Below are 15507 nucleotides of genomic sequence, written 5' to 3'. Positions count from 1 at the left end.
GGGGGCCCCTCCCCGCGCCCGGGGGGCGGGCGGGGGGGCCCCCCCACACCCCCCCCCCCCCCCCCCCCGTTAACCTCAACCGGGGGGGGGGGGCCCCCCCGGGGGCACCCCCCCCCCGCCACTGCGTCTTACGCGAAGGTCACTCGATGGTCTCGATGACCTGCTCGGCCGGCAGGCGCGGGGTGTGCGGCGGGCCGGCGTGGTCCGGGTCCGCGGTCCCCAGCCGCAGCACCAGGTACGCGTAGCCGGTCTCGCCGAGCATGCGCCGCAGCGCCTGCCGGGTGAAGTTCAGCTCCACCGGGCTGCTCAGCGGCAGGACGGTCGCGCCGTTGCTGGTGGCCGACAGCCACAGCTCACTCAACGCCTCGCCGGCCCGCAGCCAGTCCCCCGGCTCGTCGCCGTCGCCGTACAGCACGGCATAGGACGCGGCGGTGTCGTGGCCGGCGCCGGCGGTGAGGCTGCCGGAGACGCCGAAGTCGCGCTCGGCGACGGTGGTGAGCGGGAGCTCGGCCGGGATGACCGCGTCCGGCAGGCCGGTGCCCTCGGGCCGGGAGCCGCCGACCCACGCCGCGGTCTCGGCCCGCATCCGCTCGTCGTGCTGCTGGGCCTCGCCCGAGTGCTCGATCATCACCGCCAGCTGCAGCACCTGGTCGCGGTTGAGCACGTGCAGCCGGGCGCCGCCCTGCCGCGCCGCGTCGACGAGGGCCTGCCGCACGTCCGGCGACACCGGTTCGTCGCTGACGACGCGGCGGTCGGTGTGCCGCACGCGCAGCAGTTGCATGCGCCGCATGGCGTGCGGGTCGGCGGGGTCGTGCCGCTCGGCGTGCACGACGGCGAGGGGCTCGCCGGCCGGTCGCTCGACGCGGCCGGTCCAGCCCTCGGCGGCGAGCCCGACGAGCGCGTGGTGCAGGGCGGCGCCGCAGCTGAGCACCATCAGCCGGCCGTCCGGGTCCTGCTCGCGCAGCTGCCGGTCCGGCACGGCGTAGAGCTCCAGCCGGTCGCCGTGCACGACCCAGCGCCACGGCTGCGTGTTGTGGATCGACGGCGCCAGCCGGGCGGCGTCCGCCGCCGCGGCCAGCGCATCGGTGACCGACAAGGTCATGCGTTTGCCTCCCGCAGGCTCCAGTCCCGCACGTCCGGCATGTCCTCGAGGTGCTCGACGACGTAGGCCTCGTGCTCGGCGAGCTTCCGCTCGCACCACGCCTTGAGCTCGGTGGCGCCGGGCGGGAGCCGCTTGGCGTTGTTGAGGGCGTCCATGACGAGGTGGTACCGCGACACCCGGTTGCGCACCGTCATGTCGAACGGCGTCGTGGTGGTGCCCTCCTCGATGAACCCGCGCACCCGGAAGCGGTCGGCGTCGGGCCGGCCGTGCACCAGCTGATGGATGGCGCCCGGGTAGCCGTGGAAGGCGAACACCACGTCGACGGTGTCGGTGAAGAGCTCCGTGAACTGGGTCTCGCTCATGCCGTGCGGATGGTCCTTGATCCGCGGCAGCGTCATGAGGTCCACGACGTTGACGACCCGGACCCGGAACTTCGGCAGCTGCTGCCGAATGATCTGCGCGGCGGCGACGGTCTCCATCGTGACCACGTCGCCGGCGCAGGCCAGCACGATGTCCGGGTCGGTCGAGCCGTCGTCGGTGCCGGCCCACTGCCAGATGCCGGCGCCGCGGGTGCAGTGCTCGACCGCCGCGTCCATGGACAGCCATTGCAGCTGCGGCTGCTTGTCGATGACGATGAGGTTGATGTACGAGCGCGACCGCAGGCAGTGGTCGGCCACCGAGAGCAGGCAGTTGGCGTCCGGCGGCAGGTAGACCCGGGCGACGTCGCCGCGCTGGGTGAGCACCACCTGGATGAGGCCGGGGCCCTGGTGGGAGAAGCCGTTGTGGTCGTTGCGCCAGGCGGTGGAGGTGAGCAGCACGTTGAGGCTGGGCACCTTGGCCCGCCAGGCCAGCCGCTTGGCCTCCTGCAGCCACTTGCCGTGCTGGACGGTCTGCGACGCCGACACCATCGCGAACGCCTCGTAGGTGGCGAACATCCCGTGCCGGCCGGTCAGGTTGTAGCCCTCCAGCCAGCCGTGGCAGTTGTGCTCCGACAGCACCTCCATGACCCGCCCGTCGCGCCCGATCGCCACGTCGTCGGGGCCGACCCGCTCGGCGAAGGCGCGGTCGGAGACCTCGAACACCGCGCCGAGGCGGTTGCTGTTCGTCTCGTCGGGGCAGAACAGGCGGAACCGGTCGGGGTTGTCGCGGTAGATGTCGCGGAGCATCTCGCCGAGGCGGCGGGTGGACTCGGCGCGGGTCGTGCCGGGTCCGGGCACGTCCACGGCGTACTTGCGGAAGTCGGGGATGTCCAGGTCCCTCGTCAGGACCCCGCCGTTGGCGTGCGGGCTGGCGCTCATGCGCAGCTCGCCCTCGGGGGCCAGGGCGCGGACGAGCCCGACCGGGGCCCCGGCGTCGTCGAAGAGCTCCTCGGGACGGTAGGAGCGCAGCCAGCTCTCCAGCATCGCCAGGTGCTCCGGGTTTTCCTTGACGCCCGCCAGCGGTACCTGATGGGACCGCCACGTGCCGGTGACCTGGACGCCGTCGACCTCCGCCGGCCCGGTCCAGCCCTTCGGGGAGCGCAGGATGATCATCGGCCAGCGCGGGCGCCGGCCGTCCCACTCGCCGTCGCGGGCGGCGTCCTGGATCGCGCGGATCTTGTTCCACGCCTCCGCGAGCGTCGCGGCGAACCGGTGGTGCATGCCCGGCAGGTCCTCGCCGCTGACCTCGAGCACCTCGTAGCCGTGGCCCTCCAGCAGCGAGCGGACCTCGGCCGGGTCCTTGCGCGCCAGCACGGTCGGCCCGGCGATCTTCGCGCCGTTGAGGTGCAGGATCGGCAGTACCGCGCCGTCGCGGGCCGGGTTGAGGAACGAGATGCCCTTCCACGAGCCCTCCAGCGGGGCGGTCTCCGCCTCACCGTCGCCGACGACGGCGATGCTGATCAGGTCGGGGTTGTCCATCACCGACCCGAACGCGTGCACGAGGACGTAGCCGAGCTCGCCGCCCTCGTGGATGGAGCCGGGCGTGGTCACGGACACGTGGCTGGGGATGCCGCCCGGGCTGGAGAACTGCCGGAACAGCCGCAGCATGCCGGCCTCGTCCTGCGCCACCGCGGGGTAGATCTCGCTGTAGGTGCCCTCCAGGTAACCGGCCGCGACCAGCGCCGGGCCGCCGTGGCCGGGGCCGGCGAGGTAGATCGCCCGCTGGCCGGTGAGCCGGATGAGCCGGGACGCGTGCGCGTAGATGAACGACAGCCCGGGGCTCGTGCCCCAGTGGCCCAGCAGGCGCGGCTTGATGTCGCCCGGCTCGAGCGGCCGGCGCAGCAGCGGGTTGTCCTTGAGGTAGATCTGACCGATGGTGAGGTAGTTGTTCGCTCGCCACCAGGCGTCGAGCTGCGCGACGTCCTCGTCGCTGAGCTGACCCACCTGACGTTCCGCGACAGTGGTCACCGCTGATTCCTTCCTTCGGATGTGGTACCGCTTGGGCCGCGCACGGCCGCCGTCGAGGTCACGGCGGGGATATTCAAGACTGTCCCGGCAGGCCGACGACCTCGGTGCCGGAGCGGCGTACGGAAGCCGGGACCGGTCCATTGTCCCCGACCGGTGTACCGACCCGCATCGCGATGGCGGGACTGCCGACGCCGCCGAGCAGCCGTCGCAGGGCCTGGCGCACCGAGTCGACCTCGACGACCTCGCTGATCGGCGAGGCGGCCAGGCCGCGCGCCGTCAGCGTCAGCCACACGTCGGACAGCGCCTCGCCGGCGGCCACCCAGTCGTGCGGCTCCTCGCCGTCCGTCGCGAGCACGACGTAGACTGTGCCGAGATCGGTCCCGGGCCCCGGCTCGAGCGCCGCCGGCCACGCCTGGGCGAAGTCGCGCGGCGCGATGGTCCGCCGCGTGGGCGGCGTGACGCTGCGCGCCGAGACGCCGTCGCGGTCCTGCCGCTCGCGGGTCGTCCAGGCCAGCACGTCGTCGCGGAAGCGGGCGTCCTCGTGCTCGACGGTCCCGGCGTGCGCCACCGCCGAGGCGAACGCGGTCACCTGGTCCGCGCGCACGACGTGCAGGTGCACCCCGTGCCGCGCGGCCGCCACGCGCAGCTCCTCCAGGACCGCCTCGCTGGGTCGTTCGTCGCCGAACGGGCGCCGGTCCGTGCGCCGCTGGTAGATGGCCCGGTAGAGCAGGTCGTCCGGCTCGCACCGCTCGCCCTGCCGCAGCCGGGCCACCAGGTCCGGCCGGGTCGGGTCCGGCAGCCGCGACACGTCCGCGGCGTAGCCGGCCGCGAGCAGGGCGATCGTCGCGTGGTGCAGGGCCGTGCCGCAGCTGAGCAGCAGCAGGTGGCCCTGCGGGTCGAGCCCGGCCAGCTGCCGCGACCGGTCCGCCCACAGCTCGCCGTGCTCGCCGGCCAGCCGCCAGCGCCAGGGCTGCGTGTTGAACACGGACGGGGCGCGCAGGGCCGCGATCGAGGCCTCGGCGACCTGGTCTATCTCGGCGCGCGGTGGCTGCGTCATGGCCTGCTCCCCTCTCATCGGATCGGTTGCTCGTCTCCAGACTCTTCCTGTCGCAGACCGGGCGACAGGGCCGGTCGTCCCGACTTCCACGGGACCGACGGTCCCGTCGCCCGGGCGGTGCCGCGCGCGGTTCACGCTCGGGCGGTACCGTAATAGGCGGTGCGCATGATCTCCCGGAGGTCGGCGAGCATGGGCATGCGCGGGTTGGCCGGGGCGCACTGGTCGAGGTAGGCGTTCATCGCCTGTTGCGGCAGAGCCTCCAGGAATGCCGGCTCGTCCACGCCGGCCGCCTGGAACGACGGCTCGATGCCGACCTCGGCGCGCAGCCGCTCCACCGCCCGGGCGTAGGACTCGACGCCCTGCTCGGGCGTGTCGGCGGGCAGGCCCAGCATGCGGGCGATGTCCTGGAAGCGCTGCGGCGCCACGTACCGCTCGTACTTCGGCCACGCCGTCAGCTTCGCCGGCACCTTCCCGTTGTGCCGGATGACGTGCGGCAGCAGGATCGCGTTGGTGCGGCCGTGCGCGAGGTGGAACGTCGCGCCGAGGGTGTGCGCCAGGGCGTGGACAATGCCGAGGAACGCGTTGCCGAAGGCCATGCCGGCGATGGAGCCGGCGTTGTGCATCTTCTCGCGGGCCACCGGGTCGGCCGCGCCGCGGTGCACGGCCGCGGGCAGGTTCTCGAACACCAGCCTGATCGCGTGCAGCGCGAGGCCGTCGGTGTAGTCGTTGGCATACACCGACACGTACGCCTCCGTGGCGTGCGTCAGCGCGTCGAACCCGCTGTCGGCGGTGACGGCCGGCGGCAGGTCGGCGGTGAGCACCGGGTCGACGATCGCGACGCTCGGGGTGAGCGCGTAGTCGGCGAGCGGGTACTTCATGCCGGTCTTCGTGTCGGTGATGACCGCGAACGGGGTGATCTCCGCGCCGGTGCCCGACGTCGTCGGGATGCACACGAGCCGGGCCAGCCGCCCGAGCGTCGGGAATGTGAACGCCCGCTTGCGGATGTCGAAGAACTTCTCCCGCATGTCGGCGAACTCGGTGCCGGGGTGCTCGTACAGCAGCCACATCACCTTCGCCGCGTCCATCGGCGACCCGCCGCCGAGCGCGATGATGGTGTCCGGGCGGAACGACCGCATGAGCTCGGCGCCGCGCTCCACGGTGGCCATGCTCGGCTCGGGCTCGACGCTGTCGAGGATCTGCACCGTGACCGGGTTCGCGCCCCGCTGGAGCGCCTCGCGGATGCGGTCGACGTAGCCCAGGCGGGTCATCGTCGGGTCGGTGACGATGGTGACCCGGTGCACGTCGGGCATGTCGGCGAGGTAGCGGATCGCGTTGGGCTCGAAGTAGATCTTCGGCGGGACCTTGAACCACTGCAGGTTGTTGGTGCGCCGCCCGACGCGCTTGATGTTGAGCAGGTTGACCGCGGACACGTTGCCCGACACCGAGTTGCGGCCGTAGCTGCCGCAGCCGAGCGTGAGGGAGGGCAGGAAGGCGTTGTAGACGTCGCCGATGCCGCCCTGCGACGACGGCGAGTTCCAGATGATGCGGACCGCCTTCACCTGCCGCCCGTAGGCCTCGGCGACGGCCGGCTCGGCGGCGTGGATGACGGCGCTGTGGCCCAGCCCGTCGAACTCGACCATCCGCTCGGCGAGGCGGAAGCCCTCCTCGCGCGAGCCGGCGCGCAGCACGGCCAGCACCGGGCAGAGCTTCTCCCGCGTCAGCGGCTCCCGGGGTCCGACGCCGTCGACCGGCACCAGGATGACCGACGTGTCCTCGGCGACGCTGAACCCGGCCGCGGCCGCGATCCAGGCCGCCGAGCGCCCCACGACCTCGGCGTTGAGCTTCGCGCCGTCGCCGAACACGAGCCGCTCCAGCAGCCGCTTCTCGTCGGGCGTGGCCACGTGGGCGTGCAGCCGCTCAAACTCGGCGAGCGCCCGGTCGGCGATCGCCTCGTCGAGGACGACGGCCTGCTCGGAGGCGCAGATCATGCCGTTGTCGAAGGTCTTCGACACGACGATGTCGTGGACCGCGCGCACCACGTCGGCGGTCCGGTCGACGTAGGCGGGCACGTTGCCGGGCCCGACGCCGAGCGCCGGCTTGCCGGCCGAGTACGCCGCGCGGACCATGCCGCCGCCACCGGTGGCCAGGATGACGGCCACGCCCGGGTGGGCCATGAGCGCCTGCGTCGCCTCGATCGACGGATCTTCGATCCACTGGATGCAGTGCCTGGGCGCGCCGGCGGCGACGGCGGCGTCGCGCACGATGCGGGCGGCTTCGGCGCTGCACCGCTGGGCCGACGGGTGGAAGGCGAACACGACCGGGTTGCGGGTCTTCAGCGCGATGAGCGCCTTGAACACGGTGGTCGACGTCGGGTTGGTCACCGGGGTGACGGCGCAGACGACACCGACCGGCTCGGCGATCTCGACGATGCCGTTGATCTCGTCGCGCGCCACCACGCCCACGGTGCGCAGTCCGGCCAGGCTGTGCGCGATGTGCTCGGAGGCGAACACGTTCTTGACCGCCTTGTCCTCGAACACGCCGCGGCCGGTCTCCTCGATCGCCAGCTCGGCGAGACGTCCGTGCCGGCTCAGCGCCGCCACGGACGCCTTCTTGACGATGTGGTCGATCCGCTCCTGATCCAGCTCCGCGTAGTCGTCCAGGGCGCGCAGCGCGCGGCGCACCAGACGGTCGATCGCGGATCCGGCGTCCTCGATGGTCACGTCGAGCTCCGCCGGCGGCGGGGCGAGAGTCCCGGTCACCGTCATCACTTCCCTTCCCGCGAGCGGCACGGACCGGTCCCATCCGGTCCGGTCCCATCGTCGTCCCGGGTCAGGCGCCGGCCCCAGAGACCGTCGTCCCCTCCGGCGGGGGCGTTGGTCCCGCGCCCGCGGCGCCGGTGAGGGCGGCGCCGATGTCGTGCGCCCAGCCCCGGACCGCCGCCCAGTCGCGGAAATCCCCGTACGGCGCGCGCAACGCGGCGACCAGCGCACGCTCGGCGAAGCCCAGCCGCGACCGGTACAGGGCGCCGGGAAAGACGCGGTGCTCGACCGGGCCCGCGGCCGCCAGGACGCGCCGCACATCGACGGCGTCCTCGGCCGGGATCGGCGGGTCGCCGATCGGACCGCTGGAGAACAGCCACACCGGGCGCGCGGCGAGCGCGGCGGCGTGCCGGTCGGCGAACTGCACGGCGGCGGCCAGCCACCGCCCGGCGTAGACGGCGCTGCCGAGCACGACCGCGCCGTAGCCGGCCAGGTCGTCGACGTCGCCCGGCGCGCTCACCTGGACGTCGAGCCCGTGCCCGCCGAGGACGGCGCCGATCAGCTCGGCCATCTCGGCGGTCGAGCCGTGCTTGCTGGCCGCGGTGACGAGTACACGCATGGGGTTGCCTCCTGCCGGCCGGCTCGCGCGCCGCGCCGCGTCCACCCTGGCCCGGGCACGCCCGCGGTGCACCGGCCGAACGTCCCGGCGCCGCGGGCCGGCCGTCCCTGGCTCGTAACTGGCCCGCGACTTGCCCGCGACCGGCCCGCGACCGGCGGCGCGTCGGTCCCGCCGGCCCGGGACCATCGCCTCTGCCGGCCCGCGCCACGCCCCGCCACGCTGGACGGCGGGATCGACCGGCATGGAGGTGGCGGGCGCATGAACGAGCAGCTGTCCGAACGAGCGGCCGCGGCGTGCCTGCGGGCCGCGGTCGCCGCACCCTCGATCCACAACACCCAGCCGTGGCGGTTCCGCTTCGACGGCGCCGGATTCGACGTGTACCCCGACCCGAAACGCACGCTCGAGTCGATCGACCCGCAGGGCCGCGAGATGCACATCAGCATCGGCGCGGCGGTGTGCAACCTGCGTCTCGCGCTGGCGGCCGAGGGCTGGGCGACCCGGCTGGAGCGGGGCGGAAAGAACGGCGCGGCCGCCCGGGTCGCGCCCGTGGCGTGGCGCGAGGCGAGCCCGTCCGTCCGGGCGCTGGCCGGGGCGATCGCCCGGCGCCGGACCAACCGCGACCCGTACGACGACGTGGCCGTGCCGGCCGACGCGCTCGAGGTGCTGCGGCGCGCGGCGGCCGCCGACGGGGTCCGGCTCGTGGTGCTCGACCCGGTGCGCCGCGGGGCCGTCCTCGCGCTCACCCAGGCGGCCGAGGCCTGGCAGCGCGCGGATCCGCGGTACCACCGCGAATTGGCGAGATGGACCACCGACCGCGGCGACCGGCCCGACGGCGTCCCGGCCCAGACGTTCGGCCCGAGGCCCACGACGGCCGCCCTCCCCGTGCGCGACTTCGGCCTCGACCTGCCCGCCGTCGAGCGCGACGCCGCCCGCTTCGAGCCCCACCCCAACCTGGTCGTCCTGCACTCCCTCGGCGACGACAGCGGCGCATGGCTCGACGCCGGTCGCGCGCTGGAGCGCGTGCTGCTCACCGCGGCGGTGCACGGCCTGGCCACGCAGCCCATGACGCAGGCGCTGGAGGTGCCGCGCCTGCGCCGGCTGCTCGCGGCGCCGGGCGGCCGGTGGTACCCGCAGATGATCCTGCGCATCGGGTACGGCCGGCCGGTCGCCACCGGCCCCCGCCGCCCGCTGCGCGACGTCCTGCTGCCCGCCGCCGGCACGGCGCTTCCCGTCCGGTCGACCGCCTTCAGCCGCGCGGAGCCCGCCGGTACAAGGCCCGCCGGCACGGGCCCTAGGTACCACCGTTGAGGGTCTTCCGCCCGCTGCCCCCGAGCGCGGCTCGGCTCAAGCTGGTGCCGGCTCAACGCAAATTGAACAGGAGACTTGCATGCGAACGGTGACCGAGTCCGAGCTCGGGCGGATCCTCGGCGCGCTGCCGGGCGTGCCGCGCATCGTGGCGAGCGGCAACTTCGCCGCACCCTACCGGCTGCTGGCCGCCGCCGACGCGGCCCTCGCCGAGTTCCGGCTGAACATGCTCAACGCGCAGCCGGGCGTTCCGGACCGCGAGGGCGTGGTGCACGAGACCTCGTTCGTCGGCCCGGGCATGCGCGGCGGGCCCCGCCTGCGGTACTTCCCGTGCCGGCTGTCGCTGGTGCCGCACCTGCTGCGGCAGCGCCTCGCCCCCGACGTGGTACTGCTGCACACGTCACCGCCCACGGGCGGCACCGTGAGCCTCGGCGTCGAGGTCAACGTGCTCCCAGCGGCGATCGAGGCGGCCCGCGCCCGGGGCGGCATCGTCGTGGCGCAGGCCAACCCCGCGATGCCGGTCACCTACGGCGACGCGCTGCTGGACCTGGACGCCGTCGACTACCTCCTGGAGGTCGACGAGCCGCTCGCCACCCACCCGGTGGCCGCGCCCGACGCGACCTCGCAGGCCATCGGCGAGCGGGTCGCCGCGCTCGTGCCCGAACAGGCGACGCTGCAGCTCGGCATCGGCGCCATCCCGGACGCCACGCTCGACGCCCTGCTCGACCGGCGCGGCCTGCGCATCTGGTCGGAGATGTTCACCGACGGCGCCCTGGCGCTGGAGAAGGCGGGCAGCCTGGACCGCGACACGCCCGTGACGGCGTCGTTCTGCTTCGGATCCGCCGAGCTGTACGACTGGATCGACCGCAACCCGCGGGTGCGCATGCTGCGCACCGAGAAGACCAACAGCCCGGGAACCATCGCCGCCCACCCCAACCTGATGAGCATCAACAGCGCCCTGCAGGTCGACCTGTTCGCCCAGGCCAACGCGAGCCGCGTCGGCGGCCGCACCCACTCGGGCTTCGGCGGCCAGACCGACTTCATCGTCGGCGCCATGCACTCCCCCGGCGGCCACGCCGTCATCGCGCTGCGCTCGTGGCACCCCAAGGCGGACGTCTCCGCCGTGGTACCGCTGGTGTCCGGCCCGGTGACGTCGTTCCAGCACAGCTACATCGTCACCGAGCAGGGCACCGCCGCGATCTGGGGCCGCGACTCGGTCGAGCAGGCCCAGCAGATCCTCGACCACGCCGCCCACCCGGCCGCCCGCGACGACCTGCGGGCCGCGGGCCGGGACCTCGGCCTCCCGCTGGTCTGATCGGTGCGGGCGCGACCACCGCGGCGGCGGAGTACCGGATCCAGCCGGCGTCAGCCGGCCCGCCGGCGCCGCAAGGCCAGGCGGAGTGAGACCACGATGGCGGCTGCCGCCGCGAGCAAGACGGCCGCGACCGGAATCAGCGGAAGCAGCGAGCTGGTCAGGTTTGTGGTGGCCCGCTTCGTGTTGCCCCAGGCTTCGACTCGATCGCCGGGCTCCAGCCGCCCGATGTACGAGATCGACCCGGTGACCGTACGGCCGTCCGCCAGCTCCCAGCTGCCCTTGCATCCGCGCGTGGGTCGTGGTCTGTGCATGTCGATGCTGCAGGACTCCACCTGGACGGTGACCCGCTCGACGCCGATCAGGTCGTAGGTGAGACCGAAGGGCAGCGCGGACACGCCGACGATGAGGCCGATCGGGATGAGGATCCGCAGCCACAGCGGCCGGCTCGCGATCCACGCCACCCGATCGGTCGGCTCCGCTCGCCGTCGGGACGGATGGGACACCACCGCCGAAGGTTACCAATACGGTCAAGTTCCCTGCGGGGTCCTCGTGCCCCGTGGAGAAATTGGACTAAAGTGGTAAAAGTGCATGTCGGTTCGCTGTCATGGCTGGTACGTCCGACACGCCCGCACTGGTGGTTGGGGATCGCGGTCGCCGCCTTGCTGGTCGCGGTGGAGACCCTCATGATCTACCCGCTCCGGCGGGTCATGGAACCGTTTTCCCCAGGAATGATCTACATCATCGGCGTGCTGGTGGTCTCGGCGGTGTGGGGACGGTGGCTCGGGATGGCCACCGCGTTGGCGAGCACCCTGGCGTTCGCGATCTTCCACGTCCAGCCCTTCAACGGGTTCTCGGTTTCCGACATCCAGGACGTCGCCGGGTTGGCGGTTTTCCTCATCGTCGCGGTGGCCACGAGCGCATTGGCGGACCTGTCCCGGCTGCGCACCGTGGAGGCCGAGGAGTCTGATCTCACTGCTGAGATGGCCCGGCTGCTGCTGCACGCAGATGATCTTCCCGCGGTGCTGCCCACGGTCGCGCAGCGCATCGCGCGATCGCTCGGGCTGCCGAACGCGTCGATCCAGCTCGCCGTCGTCCCCGGTGACGACCGGCACTCGGCCTTTCCGCTGTGCGCCGGCACCGCCCGGCTGGGAACCCTGCTGGTGCCGGTCGACGCGTCCGAGCGGACGGTGCGGCGGCTGCGGGAGCGGGTCGTGCCGTCATTGGCGTCGCTGCTGGACGCCGGGTGCGAACGTGCGGCCGTGCTGGATTCGCTGGAAGCAAGCCGCGAGCGCCTGGGCCGGTTCGCCGCTGAACAGGCCGCGTTGGGGCGGGTGGCGAAGCTCGTGGCGTGTGGTGGCCGTCCGGCCGAGGTCTTCGACGCCATCACAACAGAGCTCCACGGCCTGCTGGGCGAGCACAGTACATGGCTGTGCCGATACGAACCTGACGGCATGGCCAGCGTCGTCTCGACCAGTCTGTCCGGCCTACGGCCGGATCAGATGCGCTGGCCGTTGCAGGGTGAGAACATCGCGGCGCTGGTGCGGGACACCGGCCGCCCCTCCCGGATCGACAGCTTCCGGAACGCCGCCGGTCACGCCGCCGACTTCGCTCGCGAGCTCGGTATCCGGTCCGCGATCGGGCTGCCGATCGTGGTTGAGGGGCGGCTGTGGGGTGTGGTGGCCGTGGCGTCTGCCCGGCCCGAGCCGCTGCCAGGCGACACCGAGGCGCGCGTCGCCGGCTTGGTGGGCCTGGCCGCCACCGCCATCGCCAACGCCGACAGCAGGGCTGAACTCGCCGCGTCCAGGGCCCGCCTGGTCACCGCTGCGGACCAGGCCCGCCAGCGCATCGAGCGCAACCTGCACGACAGCCCATTGCAGCATTTCCTCGCCGTCGCAATGCAGCTCGGTGCGGTGCGGGCCAGCCTGCCGCCGCAACTGCAGCAGACCAAGGCGGAACTGTCGCGCGCCCTGGGCAACCTGAACAGTGCGGTGGACGACCTGCGGGAAATCGCCCGGGGCATCCATCCGACGCTGCTTGCGGCGGGCGGCCTGCCACCCGCACTCAAGGCACTCGCCCGCCGATCGCCCGTACCGGTCGACCTCGACCTCCACATCGGCCCGCGCATGCCCCCAGTGGCTGAGGTAGCCGCGTATCACGTCGTGTCCGAAGCACTGACCAACGCGGCCAGACACGCCCACGCCTCGGTGGTGCACGTCCAAGCGGCAACCCGGGACGACACCCTGCACTTGTCGATCCGCGACGACGGCGTCGGAGGCGCCGGCCCTCACCGCGGGACCGGCCTCACCGCCCTCCAGGACCGCGTCGAGGCACTCGGCGGACACCTCACCATCACAAGCCCCGCCGGCGGCGGCACCCAGCTGCTGGCCACCATCCCGACCACACCCGCACCCGGGCCTACCCGCTGAGCCCGCGGAACCGTTGGAACACCACGACGAGGAAGGCGACGAGCAGCGGCGCGATCACCATGTTCAGCACGCGAAGGGCCTTCCTGTTCGGCGACCGTACGGCACCCTGCAGCACGACCTTGGCGACGAGCGTCCCGAGCAGCGCGGTGAGGAGGAGGGCGTGGCCCCACGCCCACGGGCCCTCGCCGGTCCACATCGACCTGAGCAACGGGCTCATGCGGAGGTCACCCGCCCGCGTCGCGCCGTGCGCCAGTTCCGGACCAGTTCGGTCAGCGCCGCGACCGATGCCACGGTCACGAGGGCGCAGAGCCCGAGCGTCGGTGACCAGCGCCGCAGCTGAACCATCGCCTGGGCGACCACGGTGCCCAGCGCCAGGCTGAGCGCGACCCCGAGGACGAACTGCGTGAGGCGGTCCGGCAGCCGGATCAGCCGCACGCACGCCAGCCCAGGGACGATCGCGAGGTAGGCGAGCACGGCGACGGCCCGTACGGTGGCGGGTCCGCTCAGCAGGACGAGGGCGAGGACCCCGGCGCCGGCGAGCAGTGTCAGCAGCGGTGGCCAGACGGTGGGCGGCCGGGAACCGTCCGGCCGTCGCGGCGACGCCGGCCGGCGCAGGAGCATTCCGGTCGCCTCGCGGGGGCTGGGAACGCTTTTCCGGCTCGCCACTCGCGATTCGGTGGTGTCCGTCATCGGCTTCCGCCTCCGGGGGCGGCGAGGACATAGATCCTCGCGTCAGGGGTGGTGTAGACCGGCCGGAACCGGCCGGAGCCGACGACCTCGCGTTCGACGCTCTGGCCCCAGCCCGCCGGTTTGCCGAGAAACGACTCGGCGAAGACGAACTGCCCCTTCGTGATGATCAGGTACGCGCCGAGCGGGTTGCTGCGCATGTCGCGCTCGATCTCGGACGGTGTGGTCGGCCCGAAATCCTCGCCGAGGGGCACGTACCGGTACCGCTCGATGCCCTGCGCCCGCCAGGGCACGTTCGACGTCAGCGAGACGAACGACGTGCCCGCCGACGCGTTCGCGTAGAGCCAGGCCACCGCCTGGGCATCGCCGGGGCGGACCTGCTCGAAGGCCTCGTTGCCGTACCGCGCGACGAAGAACGCGCCGACGAACGCGACGCTGAGCACACCGGTCAGGGCGGCGGCGAGGACGCGCCGCCGCGCCGGCCAGGCAGCCGCTGGCAGCGCGGCGACGAGGATCACCATGAACGGCAGGGCGAGGGCGTAGACACGCAGGAAGATCTCGCCGCCGTAGCTCTGGAGGGCCAGCAGGAGGAACGGGGCGCCGGCGAGCGACAGCAACGCGAGGTCGCCCTGCCCGCGGCGCATCCGGCGCCACGCTCCCACGGCCGCCAGGCCCCAGACGGCCGCGGCGAACCCGAGCCGCGACACCACCACGATCTGGTGCGCGAGATCGCCCCGGACGCGCTGCACCGCTCCGCTGCTGACGGTACCGCCGACGTCGCCGACGGAGCCGAACATGTCGTGCAGGTGCCCCGACCAGTACGGCACCGTGCCGTAGCTGACGTAGGCGGTGACCACGACGCCCAGCAGGATCGGCAGCGTACGCATCGTGCAGCAGCCGGTCAGCACCAGTACGCCGGCGGACACCGCGATCGCGATCGGGGTGAGCTGGTGGCTGATGGTGCTGGCGGCGAAGATCACGAGCACCACCGCGATCAGGCCCGCCCTCGACACCGGGTCCGCCGGATGCGGGTCCGGGGCGAGCCGCAGCGGCCTCGGCGGGAGCCGGAGCGCGCGCAGGAGCCAGCCGATGACCCGTCCGGGTGACCTCGGCGGGGCATCCGGACGCCGGCGAAACCAGGCCACCAGTATCAGCAGCAGCACCAGGTAGAACAGGTAGTTCATCGCCTGCGGCCCGAAGTAGTCCTGCCCCACCCAGTTCGCCGGCACGAACAGCCAGACGGCCAGCCACGCCGTACGCGCGTCCGACGACAGCTCCCGGGCCAGCCGGAAGACGGTCGCGCCGTACAGCAGGTTGAGAACGACGGACGTCCAGGCGACCAGCGGCATGGCGTCCGGCATCCCCGCCGCGCGGGTCGCCATCGCCGCCAGGGCGAAGAACCCGGGCCAGTTGAATCGGGCGTCGAGCTGCGGCAGCGTGTGGCCGGTACGCGCGATGTAGTCGGCGAAGCCGACATGCAGCCAGCTCGGGATCATCCGCGGCAACGGCTCGACGACCGCCGCCGCACCGTGCAGCAGGACGACCAGCACGATGACGTGCGCGGCGAGCAGCGGGCCCGCAACGAGCCGGGCGCGGAACACGCCGCTGACGAAACTGACGGTGAGCAGCGCCAGCGCGACGTACAGCTCGGGACGCAGCGCTGTGATGAGGCCGAGGGATCCGATGCCGGCGACGTCCGAGCTCCACAGGGACTGAACGCCGAGTCCGAGCGCGATCATGAGGACGCACCACCTGGCAGCGACCCACAGGTCGTCGTGTACCCGGCGCCCCGGCGCGGCCGCCGTGGCCAGCACGGCTCCCTCGCTGCTCACGCTGTCACCTCCGCTTCG

The 15507-nt window shown here is 73.1% G+C and carries 12 protein-coding genes; 3 read left to right on the top strand and 9 right to left on the bottom strand.

Features of this window, described 5'->3' with window-relative positions:
* Window positions 1–139: 139 nt before the first annotated feature.
* The 5 genes from ACGFI8_RS44845 to ACGFI8_RS44825 all read right to left on the bottom strand — a co-directional run bounded on the left by ACGFI8_RS44845 (window position 140) and on the right by ACGFI8_RS44825 (window position 7924).
* On the bottom strand, window positions 140–1102 hold the full coding sequence (locus ACGFI8_RS44845) for an Acg family FMN-binding oxidoreductase (RefSeq protein ID WP_392814431.1): 963 nt from the start codon (window positions 1100–1102) through the stop codon (window positions 140–142).
* Window positions 1099–3489, bottom strand: a complete 2391-nt coding sequence (locus ACGFI8_RS44840) for a phosphoketolase (RefSeq protein ID WP_392814428.1) — start codon at window positions 3487–3489, stop codon at window positions 1099–1101. The genes ACGFI8_RS44845 and ACGFI8_RS44840 overlap by 4 nt, the downstream gene beginning before the upstream one ends.
* Before the next feature lie 73 nt (window positions 3490–3562).
* Window positions 3563–4546, bottom strand: a complete 984-nt coding sequence (locus ACGFI8_RS44835) for an Acg family FMN-binding oxidoreductase (RefSeq protein WP_392814426.1) — start codon at window positions 4544–4546, stop codon at window positions 3563–3565.
* 131 nt (window positions 4547–4677) lie between these two features.
* Window positions 4678–7305, bottom strand: coding sequence for a bifunctional acetaldehyde-CoA/alcohol dehydrogenase (gene adhE / locus ACGFI8_RS44830; RefSeq protein WP_392814423.1), 2628 nt, complete (start codon window positions 7303–7305; stop codon window positions 4678–4680).
* A 70-nt stretch (window positions 7306–7375) separates the two neighbouring features.
* Window positions 7376–7924, bottom strand: coding sequence for a flavodoxin domain-containing protein (locus tag ACGFI8_RS44825; protein ID WP_392814420.1), 549 nt, complete (start codon window positions 7922–7924; stop codon window positions 7376–7378).
* A 258-nt stretch (window positions 7925–8182) separates the two neighbouring features.
* Here ACGFI8_RS44825 and ACGFI8_RS44820 point away from each other — a divergent pair, with 258 nt between their 5' ends.
* Window positions 8183–9232, top strand: coding sequence for an Acg family FMN-binding oxidoreductase (locus ACGFI8_RS44820; RefSeq protein ID WP_392814417.1), 1050 nt, complete (start codon window positions 8183–8185; stop codon window positions 9230–9232).
* 79 nt (window positions 9233–9311) lie between these two features.
* Window positions 9312–10544, top strand: a complete 1233-nt coding sequence (locus ACGFI8_RS44815) for an acetyl-CoA hydrolase/transferase family protein (protein WP_392814414.1) — start codon at window positions 9312–9314, stop codon at window positions 10542–10544.
* 50 nt (window positions 10545–10594) lie between these two features.
* Here the strand turns inward: ACGFI8_RS44815 and ACGFI8_RS44810 are convergent, their stop codons facing one another.
* On the bottom strand, window positions 10595–11005 hold the full coding sequence (locus ACGFI8_RS44810) for a hypothetical protein (RefSeq protein ID WP_392814413.1): 411 nt from the start codon (window positions 11003–11005) through the stop codon (window positions 10595–10597).
* A gap of 33 nt (window positions 11006–11038) precedes the next feature.
* Here ACGFI8_RS44810 and ACGFI8_RS44805 point away from each other — a divergent pair, with 33 nt between their 5' ends.
* Window positions 11039–12970, top strand: a complete 1932-nt coding sequence (locus ACGFI8_RS44805; protein WP_392814410.1) for a DUF4118 domain-containing protein — start codon at window positions 11039–11041, stop codon at window positions 12968–12970.
* Here the strand turns inward: ACGFI8_RS44805 and ACGFI8_RS44800 are convergent.
* The 3 genes from ACGFI8_RS44800 to ACGFI8_RS44790 form a co-directional block, all read right to left on the bottom strand.
* Entirely contained in the window at window positions 12960–13187 is a 228-nt protein-coding gene (locus ACGFI8_RS44800; protein ID WP_392814408.1) for a hypothetical protein, read from the bottom strand. The genes ACGFI8_RS44805 and ACGFI8_RS44800 overlap by 11 nt on opposite strands.
* Window positions 13184–13591, bottom strand: coding sequence for a hypothetical protein (locus ACGFI8_RS44795; RefSeq protein WP_392814406.1), 408 nt, complete (start codon window positions 13589–13591; stop codon window positions 13184–13186). The genes ACGFI8_RS44800 and ACGFI8_RS44795 overlap by 4 nt, the downstream gene beginning before the upstream one ends.
* Window positions 13592–13656: 65 nt before the next feature.
* Window positions 13657–15489: a hypothetical protein gene (locus tag ACGFI8_RS44790; protein WP_392814403.1), complete on the bottom strand. Its 1833-nt coding sequence runs from the start codon at window positions 15487–15489 to the stop codon at window positions 13657–13659.
* Between the last annotated feature and the right edge of the window lie 18 nt (window positions 15490–15507).

This window comes from Dactylosporangium sp. NPDC048998 (assembly GCF_043197855.1).
In the GTDB taxonomy this organism is placed as follows: Bacteria; Actinomycetota; Actinomycetes; order Mycobacteriales; family Micromonosporaceae; genus Dactylosporangium.
The sequence above is the reverse complement of the archived record's forward strand: the minus strand, read 5'-3'. Positions and strand labels throughout refer to the sequence as shown.

Excerpts from the sequence above, each read along its gene's own strand:
- ACGFI8_RS44795 (WP_392814406.1), bottom strand. The coding sequence starts at position 13,591 with ATGCTCCTGCGCCGGCCGGCGTCGCCGCGACGGCCGGACGGTTCCCGG.
- ACGFI8_RS44805 (WP_392814410.1), top strand. The coding sequence starts at position 11,039 with ATGGGACACCACCGCCGAAGGTTACCAATACGGTCAAGTTCCCTGCGG.
- ACGFI8_RS44815 (WP_392814414.1), top strand. The coding sequence starts at position 9,312 with ATGCGAACGGTGACCGAGTCCGAGCTCGGGCGGATCCTCGGCGCGCTG.
- ACGFI8_RS44820 (WP_392814417.1), top strand. The coding sequence starts at position 8,183 with ATGAACGAGCAGCTGTCCGAACGAGCGGCCGCGGCGTGCCTGCGGGCC.
- ACGFI8_RS44800 (WP_392814408.1), bottom strand. The coding sequence starts at position 13,187 with ATGAGCCCGTTGCTCAGGTCGATGTGGACCGGCGAGGGCCCGTGGGCG.
- ACGFI8_RS44825 (WP_392814420.1), bottom strand. The coding sequence starts at position 7,924 with ATGCGTGTACTCGTCACCGCGGCCAGCAAGCACGGCTCGACCGCCGAG.
- ACGFI8_RS44835 (WP_392814426.1), bottom strand. The coding sequence starts at position 4,546 with ATGACGCAGCCACCGCGCGCCGAGATAGACCAGGTCGCCGAGGCCTCG.
- ACGFI8_RS44845 (WP_392814431.1), bottom strand. The coding sequence starts at position 1,102 with ATGACCTTGTCGGTCACCGATGCGCTGGCCGCGGCGGCGGACGCCGCC.